This window comes from Streptomyces sp. P13-3-3 (assembly GCF_050571355.1).
Taxonomy (GTDB): Bacteria; Actinomycetota; Actinomycetes; order Streptomycetales; family Streptomycetaceae; genus Streptomyces; species Streptomyces althioticus.
Genome location: NZ_CP192228.1, coordinates 3,358,630 through 3,374,978, shown reverse-complemented (window position 1 = coordinate 3,374,978; position 16,349 = coordinate 3,358,630). Strand labels below are relative to the sequence as shown.

Annotated in this window: 17 protein-coding genes; 5 read left to right on the top strand and 12 right to left on the bottom strand. The window is 72.8% G+C overall.

Going from position 1 to position 16,349, the window contains the following annotated elements:
- Nucleotides 1-47 precede the first annotated feature (47 nt).
- From ACQZOG_RS15410 to ACQZOG_RS15400, 3 genes are all read right to left on the bottom strand, one after another.
- Nucleotides 48-1,463, bottom strand: a complete 1,416-nt coding sequence (locus ACQZOG_RS15410) for an SRPBCC family protein (RefSeq protein WP_430741560.1) — start codon at nt 1,461-1,463, stop codon at nt 48-50.
- 62 nt (nt 1,464-1,525) lie between these two features.
- Entirely contained in the window at nt 1,526-3,214 is a 1,689-nt protein-coding gene (locus tag ACQZOG_RS15405; RefSeq protein WP_033274806.1) for a polyamine aminopropyltransferase, read from the bottom strand.
- 59 nt (nt 3,215-3,273) lie between these two features.
- Entirely contained in the window at nt 3,274-3,807 is a 534-nt protein-coding gene (locus tag ACQZOG_RS15400) for a DUF2617 family protein (protein ID WP_058916361.1), read from the bottom strand.
- 854 nt (nt 3,808-4,661) lie between these two features.
- On the opposite strand from ACQZOG_RS15400, the gene ACQZOG_RS15395 reads away from it, so the two are divergent.
- Both ACQZOG_RS15395 and ACQZOG_RS15390 read left to right on the top strand, forming a co-directional pair.
- A complete protein-coding gene (locus ACQZOG_RS15395; protein ID WP_203550433.1) occupies nt 4,662-5,384 on the top strand; it encodes a DsbA family protein in 723 nt (240 codons plus the stop codon).
- A gap of 60 nt (nt 5,385-5,444) precedes the next feature.
- Entirely contained in the window at nt 5,445-6,638 is a 1,194-nt protein-coding gene (locus ACQZOG_RS15390; RefSeq protein WP_033274803.1) for a pyridoxal phosphate-dependent aminotransferase, read from the top strand.
- Between the two features lie 7 nt (nt 6,639-6,645).
- Here the strand turns inward: ACQZOG_RS15390 and ACQZOG_RS15385 are convergent, their stop codons facing one another.
- From ACQZOG_RS15385 to ACQZOG_RS15365, 5 genes are all read right to left on the bottom strand, one after another.
- Nucleotides 6,646-6,981, bottom strand: coding sequence for a type II toxin-antitoxin system PemK/MazF family toxin (locus tag ACQZOG_RS15385; RefSeq protein WP_365169646.1), 336 nt, complete (start codon nt 6,979-6,981; stop codon nt 6,646-6,648).
- A complete protein-coding gene (locus ACQZOG_RS15380) occupies nt 6,978-7,343 on the bottom strand; it encodes a hypothetical protein (RefSeq protein ID WP_033274801.1) in 366 nt (121 codons plus the stop codon). The genes ACQZOG_RS15385 and ACQZOG_RS15380 overlap by 4 nt, the downstream gene beginning before the upstream one ends.
- An 86-nt stretch (nt 7,344-7,429) precedes the next feature.
- A complete protein-coding gene (locus ACQZOG_RS15375; protein ID WP_365169643.1) occupies nt 7,430-8,260 on the bottom strand; it encodes a hypothetical protein in 831 nt (276 codons plus the stop codon).
- Between the two features lie 257 nt (nt 8,261-8,517).
- Entirely contained in the window at nt 8,518-8,643 is a 126-nt protein-coding gene (locus ACQZOG_RS15370) for a DUF397 domain-containing protein (protein WP_261675358.1), read from the bottom strand.
- The gene (locus ACQZOG_RS15365) at nt 8,606-9,520 is read right to left on the bottom strand and encodes a helix-turn-helix domain-containing protein (RefSeq protein WP_365167005.1); all 915 of its coding nucleotides are present in this window, start codon (nt 9,518-9,520) and stop codon (nt 8,606-8,608) included. Before ACQZOG_RS15365 ends, ACQZOG_RS15370 begins: the two co-directional genes overlap by 38 nt.
- 154 nt (nt 9,521-9,674) lie before the next feature.
- Here ACQZOG_RS15365 and ACQZOG_RS15360 point away from each other — a divergent pair, with 154 nt between their 5' ends.
- Both ACQZOG_RS15360 and ACQZOG_RS15355 read left to right on the top strand, forming a co-directional pair.
- Nucleotides 9,675-10,115 (top strand): ATP-binding protein, encoded by a 441-nt coding sequence (locus ACQZOG_RS15360; RefSeq protein WP_193454431.1) that lies wholly within the window; start codon nt 9,675-9,677, stop codon nt 10,113-10,115.
- Between the two features lie 79 nt (nt 10,116-10,194).
- A complete protein-coding gene (locus ACQZOG_RS15355; protein WP_203550436.1) occupies nt 10,195-10,920 on the top strand; it encodes an SCO4225 family membrane protein in 726 nt (241 codons plus the stop codon).
- Here ACQZOG_RS15355 and ACQZOG_RS15350 read toward each other — a convergent pair.
- The 3 genes from ACQZOG_RS15350 to clpB form a co-directional block, all read right to left on the bottom strand.
- Nucleotides 10,917-11,525, bottom strand: coding sequence for a DUF1707 SHOCT-like domain-containing protein (locus ACQZOG_RS15350; protein ID WP_033274796.1), 609 nt, complete (start codon nt 11,523-11,525; stop codon nt 10,917-10,919). The two genes, ACQZOG_RS15355 and ACQZOG_RS15350, sit on opposite strands and share 4 nt — an antisense overlap.
- Nucleotides 11,526-11,672: 147 nt before the next feature.
- The gene (locus ACQZOG_RS15345; RefSeq protein WP_033274795.1) at nt 11,673-12,203 is read right to left on the bottom strand and encodes a YbjN domain-containing protein; all 531 of its coding nucleotides are present in this window, start codon (nt 12,201-12,203) and stop codon (nt 11,673-11,675) included.
- A 191-nt stretch (nt 12,204-12,394) separates the two neighbouring features.
- Complete coding sequence (clpB, locus tag ACQZOG_RS15340; protein ID WP_193467810.1) at nt 12,395-14,992, bottom strand: ATP-dependent chaperone ClpB; 2,598 nt, start codon at nt 14,990-14,992, stop codon at nt 12,395-12,397.
- Nucleotides 14,993-15,125: 133 nt separating this feature from the next.
- Between clpB and ACQZOG_RS15335 the strand changes: the two genes are divergently transcribed.
- Entirely contained in the window at nt 15,126-15,542 is a 417-nt protein-coding gene (locus ACQZOG_RS15335; RefSeq protein WP_037640775.1) for a pyridoxamine 5'-phosphate oxidase family protein, read from the top strand.
- A 167-nt stretch (nt 15,543-15,709) separates the two neighbouring features.
- Here ACQZOG_RS15335 and ACQZOG_RS15330 read toward each other — a convergent pair whose 3' ends face one another.
- Nucleotides 15,710-16,045, bottom strand: coding sequence for a hypothetical protein (locus ACQZOG_RS15330; RefSeq protein WP_033274792.1), 336 nt, complete (start codon nt 16,043-16,045; stop codon nt 15,710-15,712).
- Nucleotides 16,046-16,349: the final 304 nt, after the last annotated feature.

Here is a 16,349-nt window from a genome sequence, read left to right as displayed (position 1 = left end):
GCCTCGACCCTAGCGGGGTGATCACTCACGTGGGGTGGGAGAGGGCTTCAGCGCCGACGCCGGAGGGCTCGGATGGCGACCACGGCCGAGGCGACCGCCAGGGCCGCTGCGGGGGCCGCCCAGCGGAGGGGGGCGGAGGACGAGACCGTCTGGGGGGCCGGGACCGGGGCGTAGCGGCCGCGTGGGGGTGCGTGGTCGACCTCCTCGGCGCTGCGCCCGATCATCGTCCGCCGCGCGTGCGCGGCCTCGGCGAGGGAGTCGTCATCGTCGTCCCCGGGGAGGGGCCGCCCGTCGATGCCGCTCGTGAACTCCGCGTCCAGGGGCTCGGGAGTCGCCGGCACCGCCCCGGCGTCCGGGGTCTCCGGCTCGGCGCCGGACCCCGCGTCCGGAGGGGAGCCGGCTGCCGGGCCAGGCGCGGCGTCCGGACCGGGCGCGGCGTGCGAGGCCGACTCGTCCGCCGGGCCGTCCTCCGCCGAGGCAGGCGATGCACCCGGAGCGGGGCCGGTCCCCGACGAGGCGTCGTCCCCCGCAGCAGACACGGCGTCCGGTGCCGGCTCGGCCCCCGGGCCGGACACACCCTCCGGGGCGGGCGGGGCGTCCGGCGAGGCGTTCCCCTCCTTGCCGGGCAGGGCGTTCGGCGCGGACTCGCCCCCCGGGCCGGAGTCACCCTCCGGGGCGGGCGGGGTGCTCGCGGTGGGGCCGCCCTCGGCGCTGGGGCTGGGGGGCATTGGCGGGCCGGACGGCTCGTCCGGGGCGGCGCCGCTCCCCCGTTCCGGCGGGGGCGGAGGGGCGTCTTCCGCGTCGGGGGTCGTTTCGAAGTCCGTCGTGGCGCCGGGTTCGAAGTCGCCGGCCGCGAGCTGTTCCGGGGACTCCGGCGGGACCGTGCCCTCCGCCTCGCCGGCCGCGAGCTGTTCCGGGGACCCCGGCGGGACCGTGCCCCCCGCCTCGCCGGCCGCGAGCTGTTCCGGGGACCCCGGCGGGGTGGTGTCCCCGGACTCCGGCGGGGTCGTGTCCTCGGGCTCCGGCGGGGTCGTGTCCTCCTTCGTCGCCGTTGCCAGGTTCTCCGCGAAGCGGGTCAGCAGGCGGGTGACCGCCGAGGTGACCGCGTCCTGCGGGAGGTCCTTGACGCGGCCGTCCGCCGTGGCGGTGCCCGTGACGACGAGCGTCGTGCCCGTGTCGGCGGGGCGCGGGGTCAGCCGCAGGGACAGCCGGACAGTCCCGTCACCCCGGGACTCGGACGCCTCGCCCTCGACCGCGTAGCCGCCGTCGTCCCGCGCGGACACCCGTACCGACCCGCGGTAGGTGATGGAGGAGCCGCCGATCCGTACCTTCAGCCGCCCGGTGACGGGTTCCGCACCGGCGTCGTGCTGGAGCCCGGGCACCGCCCGGGCGACCCGCGCGGGGTCGCCCAGCACCTCCCTGAGCCGCTGCGCCTCGACCGGAACGAACACCTCGTGCTCCATGAGTGCGGAGCCTACCCACGCCACGCCGTACCGCACCCCCGTCCGCGAGAAGTCGCGGCGCGTCAGTCGCTGTACCGGGGGTGGACCAGCGTGGACGGCGGGAGTCCGGGCACCCGGGTGCGTTCCGCCGCTCGGACGTCCGCGGCGAGGGACGCGTCGGTGAGCGTGCGGGGCCGGGGCCCGGCCGGGTCGAGGCGGGGCCACGGGGTGTGCCGGTCGGCGGCCAGCACGAACCCCCAGTCGCGGTGGGCGCGGGCCGTGTCCGCGGGCCCCCGGTCGGGTCCGGCCGCGTACCCGGACTGCCGTCCGCGCACCCGGTACGCGGTGGTGCGCAGGCCGGCCGCGCGCAGGGTGGCGTCGAGGGTCCAGAAGTCGCGGGCCCGCGACTCCACCGCGCCCCCGTGCACCACGAGCCGCCCGCCGGGCGCGAGCACCTGCCGGGCCAGCCCGTAGAACTCCTGTGCGTACAGCTTGGTGCTGGCGGTGATCCCGGGGTGCGGCAGGTCGGACACCACGACGTCGTAGACCCCGGCGGGCGCGGTGCGCAGCCAGTCGAAGGCGTCGGCGGTGACCACGTGGACGCGCGGGTCGTCGAGGGAGTGCGCGTTGAGCCGGGACAGGGCGGGGTCGGTGCGGGCCAGCCGCACCACGCCCGCGTCGAGCTCGACGACGTCGACCCTCCGGACGCCGGGATGGCGCAGCACCTCGCGGGCGGCGAGCCCGTCACCCCCGCCGAGCACCAGCACGCGCGCGTGCCGCCCGGTCATCGCCGGGTGCACGAGGGCCTCGTGGTACCGGAGTTCGTCGCGTCCGCCGACCCGCAGCCGTCCGTCGAGGAACAGGTTGAGCGGCCGCCCGTCCCGCCCGCCGGTGAGCAGCACCTCCTGGACGTCCGTGTGGACGGCGACCCGTACGTCGGGGCCGTACAGCGCGTGCCGGGCGGCGCGTTCGAAGTCGTCGACGAGGACGGCCGCCGAGGCGAGCAGCGCGAGCACGCAGATGTTGGCGGTGAGCAGCAGACGGCGGGCGCGCCGGCTGAGGTCGCGCCGGAACAGCCCGAGGACCAGCGCGCCGCCGACGACGGCGTTGACCGCGCCGGTGATGAGGGCGCCCGTCAACTGGCCGAGCACGGGCAGGAGAAGGAAGGGGAAGGCGAGTCCGCCGACCAGCGCGCCGACGTAGTCCGCGGCGGACAGGTCGGCGACCGCGCCGCCGGCGTCCTGGCGCCGGATCCGCTGGATCAGCTCCATCAGCAGCGGCACCTCGGCGCCGATGAGCAACCCGGTGGCGAGGGAGAACGCGACGAGCAGACAGCGCGGGCCGTCGGCCCACACCCCGCCCCAGTCGCCGGTCCAGGCGAACACCGCGTACAGCGCCATCGCGCTGCCTCCGCCGACCAGGGCGAGGGCCGCCTCGATCGCGCCGAACCCGGCCGCCGCGTGCCGCCGCAGCCGCTTGGCGGCGAGCGAGCCGATGCCCATGGCGAAGACCATCACGGACAGCACGACGGAGGTCTGGGCGACGGAGTCGCCCATCAAGTACGTGGCGAGCGCGACGAGTTCCAGTTCGTACACCAGTCCGCACGCCGCGCAGACGAACACCCCGGCGAGGACCAGCCACCGCCCGGTGCCCTGCCGCACGGGCAGCGGCACCACGCTCCCCCCGCCGCCCGGGGCGTCTGCCCAGGGGCCGTCCGGCCCGCCCCAGGTCTGCGTGGAGCCGGGCGGAACGGGGGCCTGCCGATCGATCACCCCAGGGACGTTACGTCACGCACTCATCGCACAACGTCACCCACACGCGTGATATTTGTTTACGCCCGCACGGCCTCGGCGTGGGCGGCGACGCGTGCTCCGACCCGGGTCCGGGTGGCCACGAGCTGGCCGTCCTGCGGGTACGCGTGCCAGGTGCGCCACTGGAACTGGCCCTCGTGACAGCGGGCGAGCATCGCGGTGAACGCGTGCGGGCTGCCGGGGAAGACGCCGGCCAGGCCCTGCGGGTGGTCGGAGACCAGGGCGAGCAGCTCCTGCGCCCGGCCGGCGAAGGCCCCCGGAGGGAGCTCTTCCACCCGGGCGGCGAACTCGTACTCCCAGTCGTCCACCCGCTTGGCCACGCCGAGCGGGAGCGGCGTGCTGCTGCCCGGGATGCACGCCACCGTCTCGGAGCAGAGGCCCCGCTCCTCCTCCAGCAGCACCTGGTGGGAGGCGCCGAGCAGTCTCAACTGGAGTTTCGCGCCCTGGAGTTCCAGGTCGAGGGTGGCCAGCGCCGGAAGCGGCTCGCGGCCCAGAGCCCAGGCGAGATCGGCGGCGCGCGTATCTGAATAGGCGGTGTTCAGGGTCGTGAGCATGGATCGGCTCCGCAAGCACACAGGGGAGAGATTCGGGTCCGCGCACCCCGGGGACCGGGGACTCGGCCCGTCAGCCCGGTCGCCCGGCCGGAAGAGGGTCCGCGGGGAGATCCGATGGCTGCGCTGGTTGATTTATAGGGAATCATGAACTGTGCCGCCACCACAGCGTTTTTACCCAACTTCGTGGGCTTTCCATCCCCTCGGGGGCTCCACAGCTCACGTGTTCAACTACGGCGTACGCCCCCGGTTTCGACGCACCCCGGCGCACACGTCACCAACCGGAACCGGAAGGTTCACCACCGCAGGAGACACCACAGCGGGGCCCGCCCCAGGTGCGGACCCCGCTGCCGCGGATGCGTTCTCCCGAAGTGGAGCCGCGCTGCCCCGTGTCAGCCGCATCCGCCCCCTCCGCAGGACGACCCGCCTCCGCAGGACGAGCCGCCGCCTGAGGACGATCCACAGCCCCCGCTGTTCCCCCCGTCCCCGGCCCACCAGCCACCGGAGTGGCCGCCGGAGGAGCTGCCGCCGCTGCCGGAGCCCGCTCCCGAGCCCCGGGACGCCCGCACGGCGCACGTCACGAGCAGGACGAATCCGACGACCAGGATGATGCCGACGAACATGGCGCCACCCTCCTTCCATGTCCCCCGTGATCCCCCGTGGCATCCCCCCGTGGGTGCCCGGCTCACGGTGTGACCGGGACATGCCCTCCCCGTTTCCGCGCCAAAGCAGAGTTGAGCAACTCCAGAGGTTTCCCGCCCGGCGGTGGGCCGGGGGCCGGGTTGTTGATCAAATGCGGTGCTTCTGCTGTGGACATGTCCTAAGGTCGCGCTGTTCCTGGGGAGGGGTGGCGCGAGGTGCGTGCTGTGCGGTGGGCCGTGGTGTGTGCGGCGGGGATCCTGGCGTTGGCGGCGTGCGGTCAGCGGGACGGGCTGGCCGATCCGTACCGGTCCGTGGAGGAGTTGCCGGAGGAGCTGGGCCGGGACGGCACGACCGTCAGGGTCGGGGATCCGCACGCGCCGGTGACGGTGCATCTCTACGAGGACCCGCGGTGTCCGGTCTGCGAGGAGTTCGAGACCACCGGCGCCGGGCCCGAGCTGCGCCGGGCGACGCTGGAGGGGACCGCGAGGACGGAGTACACGCTGGCGTCCTTCCTGGACGACCGGGTGGGCGGCAGCGGGTCGAAGAAGGCGGTCAACGCGCTGCGCGCGGCGCTGGAGGAGGACAAGTTCGCGGAGTACCACGAGGTGCTGTACGCCAACCAGCCCGAGGAGGTCGTCGACGGCTACACGGACGCGTTCCTCCTCGAACTCGCCGGTCAGGTGGAGGGACTGCGCGGCCCCGAGTTCGACGACGCGGTCAGGACCATGAAGTACCGCGACTTCGTCACCGCCTCCCAGAAGGCGTACGAGAAGGCCGGCGGCCCGTCGGATCCGCGGGGCCCGGGCACGCCCACGGCGGTCGTCAACGGCACGATGATCCCGGCGGAGTACAACGCGGTCCTCTGGGACGGCGAGGCCTTCACCGAGATGCTCGAGAGCGTCGCGCGCGTCACGCGGTGGGAGGCCGACCGGACGTGAGCGCCGCCGGGGCGACGCGGCGGCCGGCCGTGCTTGAGGACGCCCGCGATCCGGCGGAGGATGGCCCGCATGACCTCCACTGATCGTCCTCTTCTCAACCGTCGCCTCGCGGAGTTCGGGACGACGGTCTTCGCCGAGATGTCGGCGCTGGCCCTGCGCACCGGGGCCATCAACCTCGGGCAGGGCTTCCCCGACACCGACGGCCCCGAGGAGGTCAGGGAGGCCGCCGTGCGGGCGCTGCGGGACGGGCGCGGCAACCAGTACCCGCCGGGCCCCGGCATCCCCGAGCTGCGCACGGCGGTCGCCGCGCACCAGCAGCGCCGGTACGGCCTGTCCTTCGACCCCGACACGGAGGTGCTGGTCACCGCCGGCGCCACCGAGGCGATCGCCGCGTCGCTGCTCGCGCTGGTCGAGCCGGGCGACGAGGTGATCGCGCTGGAGCCGTACTACGACTCCTACGGGGCCGGCATCGCCATGGCGGGCGGCACCCGCGTCCCCGTCACGCTCCGCCCGGCCGAGGGCCGCTTCCGCCTCGACCTGGACGAGCTGCGTGACGCCGTCACCGACCGCACCCGGCTGCTGCTGATCAACACCCCGCACAACCCGACCGGGACGGTCCTCACCCGCGAGGAGCTGGCGTCCATCGCCGAGCTGGCCGTCGAGCGGGACCTTCTCGTCGTCACCGACGAGGTCTACGAGCACCTGGTGTTCGACGACGCCGAGCACGTCCCGCTGGCGTCCTTCCCCGGCATGCGGGACCGCACGGTCACCATCTCCAGCGCGGGCAAGACCTTCTCCTTCACCGGCTGGAAGGTCGGCTGGATCACCGCCTCCCCCGAGCTGGTCACGGCCGTCCGCTCGGCCAAGCAGTACCTCACCTACGTCTCCGCGGGCCCCTTCCAGTACGCGGTCGCCGAGGCGCTCGCCCTGCCCGAGTCGTACTTCACCGACTTCCGCGCGGACATGCTCGCCAAGCGGGACGTCCTCGCGGCGGGCCTGGAGGACGCCGGACTGACCGTCTACCGCCCCTCCGGCACCTACTTCGTCACCGCCGACATCCGCCCCCTCGGCGAGTCCGACGGCATCGCCTTCTGCCGCGCCCTCCCGGAACGCGCGGGCGTCGTCGCCATCCCCACGGCGGTCTTCTACGACCACCAGGACATGGGCGCCCCCTTCGTCCGCTTCGCCTTCTGCAAGCAGCGGCATGTACTGGAGGAGGCGGCGGCCCGCCTCAAGAGCGCGGGCACTCGCTGAACGGCGCTCAGACCAGCCCGAGGATGACGCGCAGGCGCTCCTCCACGTTCCTCAGCTCGCTCGGCGCCAGCAGGCCGAGCCGTCGGCGGAGCCTGGGCTTGTCCACGGTGTGCAGGTCGGTGCAGTCGACGTACGACTCGTCGTACTTGGTGACCCCGCAGTCGGGCCCGACCGGGACGTGGGTGGAGGCCGGGCCGGACGTCCCGGTGATCACGGCGACGGTCACGGCCGACAACGGCTCGGCGATCCGGTTCACCGTCAGGACGACCACGGGGTGCGGGCCGGTCGGGGCGGGGAGCGCGCAGCCCCACACCTCACCCCGGAGCGGGGAGCCGACGGTCACCACTCGGTCTCGTCCGCTGCCGCCAGCTCGTCCTCCGTGGCAGGCCGAACGCCCTCGGGAGTGGGCGCCTGAGCGCCCTCGTAGAAGTCGCGGATCTCCTGAGAGGCGGCGACCTCGGCGGCCTCTCGGGACAGCAGGCGCAGGCCTTCGCGCAGCGCCTCGGAGAGCGAGCCGAGCTGAAGCGTCCGCATCACCTGGTGCAGATCCGCCAACTCGTCCGGGCGTAGCCGCACCTGGGCCACGCTGGTCGCGCCGCTGTCGCCCTGCTTCCGGCGCGTCGGCGACGTCCGGGGCGCCGCCTGGACGCCTTTCCCGGGTGCGGCGGTCGCGGCATGGCCCTTTCGCCCCGTCCTGGCGGCCATCCTCGCCTCCCCTCGTGTATGACAGATGTAATACATCCCAGTCTCGTCCCTGCGTGCGGGCCGGTCAAGCGGTCCGAATCGCGAGGTCAGGCGGCGGCCGGCAACCCAGTCCCGGCCGAGCGGCAGTCCCGGCAGTGGCCGGGGGCGGGTGCGCGGAAGGCTCGGTCGCAGCCGTCGCAGGGCTGGAGGGGCGGTACGGCCGGGCGGGCGACGGGCTCCGGGGGCGGCGGCGCGGGCAGCGGGGTTTCGCGGAGGCGGAAGGCGAGGAGGCCCGCGGGTCGGGTCAGGAAGCGGTCGGGGAGGCCTGTCGTCAGCGTTCTGGTGATCTGGGCGGGTGTGACACCGGCCGCCAGCCACGCGGTGACGGCGGGCGCCAGCCGCACGGCCTCCCGTCCGGACAGCACCAGGCGTGGATCGACGTGGCGGAGGGACGCCAGGACGGAGATCGCCTGCGGGTCCGCCTCTGTGAGCGCCACCGACGGTTCCTCGGCGGGCGTCTCGTCGGCCACGGGCTGCTTGGAAGGGCGGGGCGGTTCCGGCGGACCGTCCGGGTCCGGCTCCGGGGTGCCGCCGGGGACGTCGTAGAAGTACGTCCGCGTGCGGATCTGCCCCGCCGGCGTGCGCTCGCGGCGGCGCTCCAGGTACCCGGCCGCCTCCAGCTCCCTCAGCGCCCGCGAGATCAGGATCTCGCCCTCCGTGAAGTGCGCGCACAGGGCCGCGATGGTCACCGGAGTGCCGCTGGGCAGGGACAGGATGTACACCGCGACGCCGACGGTGACCGCGCTGCCGCGCCGCTGTGCGAGGGCGTTGGCGACCACGGTGAAGTCGGCCGTGAGACGGGTGCGGACGTGGATCACGCCGGAGCGCGGAGCACCGGCGTCGGCGCGCAGGCGCGCGTTAGACTGCGAGTCAGCCATCGGGAAGTGTGCTCTTCCTGATCGGTCAGGCCCTCGTTCGGGATGCCAGTCCCGGCCGGGGGCCGTAACTTTTTGCGGTTGTCGCGGCGAACGTAACGGCCCGCATCCCGCACCCGCAAGCCGGTCACTCGCACGAGTGAAGCGCGCCCGTCCGGCGGGGAGGGTGGGCGGGCGGGTAGTTCTTTCTCCCGGTTCTTTGGGGAGGTCAGGGGCCCACCGGAACCTCGCGGGCGAGGGATCGGTGGGCCCGGTTCGCCTCAGGAGCGGTGGGACTTCAGGTCGCCTATGAAGGCGGTCCAGGAGGCCTCTTCGAAGCGGAGGGTCGGCCCCTGCGGGGCCTTGCTGTCACGGACGGGGACGAGGCCGGGGAGGCCGTCGGCCACCTCCACGCAATCGCCCCCGGCTTGATTGCTGTAGCTGCTCCTGCGCCAAGCGGCGCCGGTCAGATCGGGACGGGACATTCGCGCCACGGTAGGTGCCCTCCATCGCAGACCGGATCACGTCGAGCGACATGATCGGGGGCAAGGCTGTCGCCCTCAGCCGATCGTAAATCAGCTTGTAGCGCGCGATGTTGGACGGTTCTTCGATGAGTTGCCCGTAGTCCGCGCCTTCCGTGTAGGCCACGTCCGAGCCGCCCGGAAGCGTCAGCACGGTCAACGAGCCGCCCATCGCCTCGTGCCCGCCCTGGTCGAACGGCAGCACCTGCAACGTGACGTGGCGGTCGTCAGCGACATCGAGCAAGCGCTCCAACTGCTTCCTCATCACCGCCGCGCCGCCGATCGGGCGCCGGAGCACTGCCTCGTCCAGAATCACGCACAGCTCCGGCCGGTTCGGTGACCTCAGCCGGTCCTGCCGTCCCATCCGGACTGCGACGCGTTCCTCCAGCTGCTCCTCACCGGTGAGCAGGGCGTCCAGGGCGAGCACGGCCCTCGCGTAATCCTCCGTCTGCAACAGACCCGGCACCACGTGCGCCGCGTACTGCCGAACGGCCACCGCCCGCTCCGAGTACTCCATGAACTTCCGCGACCAGTCCGGAAACGCCTCCCGGTACACGTACGGCCACAGCTCCACGAGCAGTTCGTCCGCACCGAGTGCGGTGTCCAGCGCCCGCGCCATCTCCAGCGTCGGCTTCGCCCCCGACGCCCGCTCGATCTGCGTGATCCGGGTGCTCACCACGTGGGTCAGCGCGCCGAGTTCGGCCTGGGTGAGCCCGGCCGCCGTCCGTAGTCTCCGCACCCGCGCGCCGAACAGCGCGGCCATCGACGTGCTGGGGTCAATCCCGTTGGCCAAAGCGTCACTTCCGTTCCTTACGGCCTGAAAGGTAAGCCCGCACCCCCTTTTGAGAGTAGGGCGAGCCGACGAACCTTGACCACGGAACGTGACAATTCACTCACAGAGAAGGACGGACCGCGCCGTGCTCACAGAACCCCTCGCCCCCACGGCCGCAGCGCAGTTCCCCTCCTCCCCGCACGGTGCGCGGCTCGCCCGGCGGTTCGCCGTGCGGTGTCTGGAAGGGTGGGGGCATCCGCCGGCGTCGGACGTGTCGTGCACGATCGCCCTGGTCGTCGGGGAGTTGGCGTCGAACGCCGTACGGCACGGGCGGGTCCCGGGCCGGGACTTCGGCGTACGGCTGATGCTGGACCGGACGGCGGGCCTGATCCGGGCCGAGGTCGCCGACGCCGCAGCGGACAAGCGGCCGCCCCTGGCCACACCCGTGACACCTCCCGAGGGCGAGTCCGGACGGGGCCTGCTCCTGGTGGACGTCCTGGCGGAACGGTGGGGCTGGGAGCCCCGTGAGCCCGTGGGCAAGACGGTGTGGGCGGAGTGCGCGCTGGAGGGGACCGCCTGCCCCTGACGGAGATACGGGTGAGTGCCGTAGCGCCGACGGTGAGTACCGGTACTCATGCCGGGGCACGGCCCTGACGGTCACTGTGGTGATCACCAACCCGTACCGGCTCCAGGAAGGGCCTTCGATGCCGACCTCCGACCACTTCCGCCCGCGGCGCCTCCTCGCACTCGCCACGGACAGCCTGCCCGCCCGCGCCTACCTGGGCCTTGTCGCCGTCGGCGTCGCGGCGATGTTCCTCGCCCCGGACAGCCCGATCGCCATGGCGCCGATGATGCTCACCGCACCGCTCTCCTTCCTTCCGATATTCGTGCCCGTCGGGGACGGTGTGGCGGGAGGCGGTGCGGCCGAGGTGGCGGCGGCCGTGGTGTTCGCCGGGTGGATGCTGCTGTGCGCCCTGGCGAACGCCGCCGCGCTCGGCGCGCTCATCCGCAGACCGGACCGCACGCCGGACCACAGACCGGACCGGCCCCCGGTGCAGGCGCCCCCGGCGCGCCCGCGACCCGCGCTGCTCGCGGCCGCCGTGGACAACTGGCCCGCGCGGATCTACGTCGCCGTGGTCGCGGCGGCACTGGGCACCTTCCTTTACGCCGTGCTGCTGTCGCCGGACCCCGGGTTCGCGGGCATCTGGCCGCTCCTCGCCGCGGCACCGCTCAGCTTCCTCGCCGCGGCGGTGTCGGCACCGGCCGAGTACGCGACCCCCTGGCTGGGGACGCTGGTCTTCTCCGCCGGGATGGTCCTGGCCGGGTTGGTCAACGCCGTGCTGATCGGCCGCCTCACCCGCAGGATCGGGAGCACGCCGACCCGCGGCTAGGCCCGTGCCGGGTCGTTCCCCAGCTTCCGCCGCTCCCACCGGTTCGGGTGGCGCACCACCACGCCCGCCATGCCGCCGGAGCCGACGACGCGGATCAAGGGGGTGCCGGGGAGGCGGTCCGGGGTGGTGGTGTCCTTGAGGCCGCCCAGGCCGGACTTCACGGCGGTGGTGTCGGCCACCCAGCCGTCGGGGATGACGATGACGACGCCGGCGGACTCCCCGTACGCCTCCACCGTGACCTCGGGGAAGCGGCACCGGGCGCGGCTGAAGTCGAGTTTCACCCCGGCCAGGCCGCCGCGTGCGATCACCCGCCCGGGAACGTCCCAGGGGCCCGGGCCGCGGGACGCCCCGTAGTAACCGCCCGACAGCTCCAGGGGCGGCAGGTCGGCGGGGGACGGCGGCCTCGGCAGGTCCGCGGTGAGGGCGTCCAGCTCCGCGTAGGTCTTCGCGGTGAGCGCCCGCTCCAGCCGCTCGTCCAGCTCGTCGAGGTCGATGCGTCCCTCGGCCGCCGCGTCGCGCAGCTGCTCCACCACCGCCTCCCGGTCGTCGTGGGAGGCGCGCAGGCCGCCTCGGTCGTCGTCGCGCGGGGCGGGCTGGGCTGTCATGTCCCCAGAATAGGCGGGCCCGGCGGGCCGGAAGCCGGGCATGAGAGAGCCCGGTCCCGCGACCGGCCGCGTGGGCCGGCCTCCGGGCCGGGCTGGGCTCCCTGCGGCGCGCGCCTGGCCGGCGCCGCCGCTCGCGCGCGAGGGCGGCTACGCGTCGTCGTCGGGCTTGTCCGCGTCGTTGATCTCCTGCTCCAGGCCGAGCTGCTCGACGAGCCACTTGTCGAACTCGATGGCGGCCCGCACCCAGCTGACCGTCGAGGAGACGAAGTGCTCCAGGCTGACGCCCATGCCGATCAGCATCTGGGCCTCGCCGATGAGACGGACCGTGCCGTCGTCATGGGTGTGCGTGTACACCTTGGGCCACAGCGTGCGGCGGTTCCAGTCGTCGACGGACTCGAGGAGCGCGGGCTTCTCGTCGATCTGGTGCGGCCGGTCGTAGAACGTCCGGACGGAGAAGATCTGCTGGTCGCCTTCCCCACGGAACATGAAGTACGTGCGGAACTGCTCCCACGGCGCCGCGAGGTCACCCTCGTCGTCGACGACGTACTTGAGCTCCATCTGGTCGAGGAGCTGCTTCACGAGGTCCTGATCCGGGACGACGGGGCCCGCCGGTCCTTGGGGCTGCGGCTCGGGCTGCTGGCCCCCGAAATTCGGAATCGAGGACGGGTCGATGGTCACCGTGAATTTCCCTTCGTACGGATCCCGCCATCCTCCCCCATGCGGGGAGGGGGGTGGCAAGCCCCGACGGGCCTGTCAGCCGAGGGCTGACTCGATCCGGTCAGGTCCGGGGTACCCGGAAAGGCTCCGGGCCCAACGTGCGCGCGCGAAGATCCGCACGTCACGTCGGGCCCGGGAACCGGAACCGTGACTCAGAGTGTCTTGCCCGTGGCGGGGCCGACGATCAGCTCGTCCCCGAAACGGTCCACCCGGACCGTGTCGCCGTCCTTGATCTCGCCGGAGAGGATCTCCTTGGCGAGCCGGTCACCGATCGCGGTCTGCACCAGCCGGCGCAGCGGCCGCGCGCCGTACGCCGGGTCCAGGCCCTCGTCGGCCAGCCACTGGAGCGCCTCGGGCGTGACGTCCAGGGTGAGCCGCCGCTCGGCGAGCCGCCGTCCCAGCGCCTCGATCTGGAGCTTCGCGATCCGCTCCAGCTCGGCCTTGCTGAGCGCGGAGAAGACGACCAGGTCGTCCAGGCGGTTGAGGAACTCCGGCTTGAACGACGCCCGGACCACCTCCAGGACCTGCTCCCGCTTCTCCTCCTCGGAGCTGACCGGGTCGACCAGGTACTGGCTGCCCAGGTTGGACGTCAGCACCAGGATGGTGTTGCGGAAGTCCACCGTGCGGCCCTGGCCGTCGGTGAGGCGGCCGTCGTCGAGCACCTGGAGCAGGATGTCGAAGACCTCCGGGTGCGCCTTCTCCACCTCGTCGAGCAGCACCACGCTGTACGGCCGGCGCCGCACCGCCTCGGTGAGCTGGCCGCCCTCCTCGTAGCCGACGTAGCCGGGGGGCGCGCCGACCAGCCGGGCGACGCTGTGCTTCTCGCTGTACTCCGACATGTCGATGCGGACCATCGCCCGCTCGTCGTCGAAGAGGAAGTCCGCGAGCGCCTTGGCCAGCTCGGTCTTGCCGACACCGGTCGGGCCGAGGAACAGGAAGGAGCCGGTGGGCCGGTCCGGGTCGGACACGCCGGCCCGCGAACGCCGCACCGCGTCGGAGACGGCGCGCACGGCCTCGGACTGCCCGATCAGCCGCTTGCCGATCTCGTCCTCCATGCGCAGCAGCTTCTGCGTCTCGCCCTCCATCAGACGGCCGGCCGGGATACCGGTCCAGGAGGCGACGACGTCGGCGATGTCGTCCGCGCCGACCTCCTCCTTGACCATGGTGTCCTTCGCGACCTCCTCCTCGGCCTCCGAGGCGGCCTCCAGGTCGCGTTCGAGGGCCGGGATCTCGCCGTAGAGCAGCTTGGAGGCGGTGTCGAAGTCGCCGTCGCGCTGGGCGCGTTCGGCCTGACCGCGCAGCTCGTCCAGCTTCTCCTTCAGCTCACCGACGCGGTTGAGGGAGGTCTTCTCCTTCTCCCAGCGGGCGGTGAGGCCGCGCAGCTCCTCCTCCTTGTCGGCGAGGTCGCGGCGCAGCCTCTCCAGGCGCTCCTTGGAGGCCTGGTCCGTCTCCTTGCTCAGGGCCAGCTCCTCCATGCGCAGCCGGTCCACGGCGCGCTGGAGCTCGTCGATCTCGACGGGCGAGGAGTCGATCTCCATGCGCAGCCGGGAGGCGGCCTCGTCGACCAGGTCGATGGCCTTGTCCGGCAGGAAGCGGGAGGTGATGTACCGGTCGGAGAGGGTCGCGGCGGCGACGAGCGCGCTGTCGGCGATCTGCACCTTGTGGTGCGCCTCGTACCGCCCCTTGAGGCCGCGCAGGATCGCGATGGAGTCCTCGACGGACGGCTCGGCGACCAGCACCTGCTGGAAGCGCCGCTCCAGCGCCGGGTCCTTCTCGATCCGCTCGCGGTACTCGTCGAGCGTGGTCGCGCCGACCATGCGCAGCTCACCGCGCGCGAGCATCGGCTTCAGCATGTTGCCCGCGTCCATCGCGGAATCGCCGCCGGCGCCCGCGCCGACCACGGTGTGCAGCTCGTCGATGAACGTGACGACCTGCCCGTCGGACTCCTTGATCTCCGCGAGGACGGTCTTCAGCCGCTCCTCGAACTCGCCGCGGTACTTGGCGCCCGCGACCATCGCGCCCAGGTCGAGCGCCACCAGCCGCTTGTTCTTCAGCGACTCGGGCACGTCGCCCTTGACGATCCGCTGGGCGAGGCCCTCGACGACGGCGGTCTTGCCGACGCCCGGCTCGCCGATCAGCACGGGGTTGTTCTTGGTACGGCGGCTCAGCACCTGCACCACCCGCCGGATCTCCTGGTCCCGTCCGATGACGGGGTCCAGCCTGCCCTCGCGGGCGGCGGCGGTCAGGTCGGTGCCGAACTTCTCGAGGGCCTTGTACTGGCCCTCCGGGTCGGGAGTGGTCACCCGGCGCGTCCCCCTCGCCTTCTGGAAGGCCTCCTGCAGCTTGTCCGCGGTGGCGCCCTGCCGGGACAGTACCTCCCCGGCGGCCCCGCCCTTGGCCGCGATGCCGATCAGCAGGTGCTCGGTGGACAGGTACTCGTCGCCCAGCTCCCGCGCGCGGGACTGCGCGTCCGCGACGACGGCGAGCAGTTCACGGTTGGGCTCGGGCGGCGCCACCGTGGACCCGGTGACGCTCGGCAGCCCGGCGAGGACACGTTCGGCCCCGGCGCGCACGGCGGCCTGGTCGGCGTCGACCGCGGCGAGCAGGTCCGTGATGTTCTCGTTCTCCTGCCCGGCGAGCAGGGCGAGCAGCAGGTGCGCGGGGGTGAGGTCGGGGTGTCCCTCGGTCACGGCCCGGTTGCCGGCGGCGGCCAGTGCGTCCCGGCTCCGGTTGGTCAGCTCGGCGTCCACGTGTCCGTTCTCCTCCTTGATGCCCTTCGATGACCCTCGGCGTGCGTCTGGCTGACTCTGCCAACGTCCACAAACTTGAGTCTATTCCACTCAAGGTAGTACCCGCGAGGGTCCGAGGGCTAAGTTCCGGGGCATGGCCCTCACGTATTCGGTCGATCCGGGCGATCCGGACGCCTCCTATCTCAGCTTCTGGCGCGAGCGGCACCTGTGCACGCTGACCACGCTCCGCCCGGACGGCACGCCGCATCTGGTACCCGTCGGGGTCACCTACGACCCCGGGCAGTTGCTGGCACGGGTGATCACCAACCGGACCAGCGCGAAGGTGCGCCACATCCGGGCGGCCGGGGACGAGGGCGCGCCCGTCGCGGTCTGCCAGGTGGACGGCGGCCGGTGGGCGACGCTGGAGGGACGCGCGCGGGTGCGCACGGAGCCGGAACGCGTCCAGGACGCGGTGGAGCGGTACGCGGAGCGGTACGGACGGATGCCGGGGCCCAACCCGGACCGGGTCGTCATCGAGATCGCGCTCACGCGGGCGATGGGGCGCGGGTGAGGAGCGGTGTGATCATCGCCGGAAAGCGGCGGCTTCCGGCCATCACCCGATCCGGCCGATTCCCGGAAATGTCCCCCAAAACTGCAGCGGCGTCACCGTGTTCAGGTCACGGTGACGCCGCTGCGGGGGGAAGCACCTGCGCGATCTGTTACGACGGGGGAATCGCGTCAGGCACTGCGGGGGGTGGCCGAGATGGTCCGGGGGGACCGGGAGTCGGGCTCCACCTGCCGGTGGTCCCGCTGGTCCAGGTTCACAAAGATCATGCCGTACCGGATGGCACACCGGACGGGCTTCGGCGCCCCCCTGGGCCGGCGCAGGCACCGGTACGCCCGCACGTCGCCGTCCTCGTCGCGGGTGACGACCACGGGCTCACCGAAGACGGTCACCATCAACGAGTCACCGCTGTGGGGGATCGCGGTGACCAGGTCGATGAAGTGCCATCCGGACCGGTAGGCGGTCGCCATCTCACGCCGGAAGGAACGGTCGTCTGGTGGGGTGGTCATCGCTCAACCCCAACTGCTGTCGTCTGTGGTCCGGGGAGCCACAGGACCCCAGCTGCTGTCCGGCGGCAGGGTCACCCCTGTCGCTCCCGCTCCCCAGCTGCTGTCAGCCCGGACGTCGCCCTCCGCGCCGGCCAGGCCACTCAGAACTCCGAAGGCCACGACGGCGGAGAAGGCGGCGACAAGTACCGAGCGAAGCGTTCTCTTGCGCATAGTCGGCTTCGTCCTCACTCGAAAGTCACCCTTCCCCCGTCACGTAAGACGATGGCTCATTCGGGCACGTCATGGCCACACAATCGGTGCATCA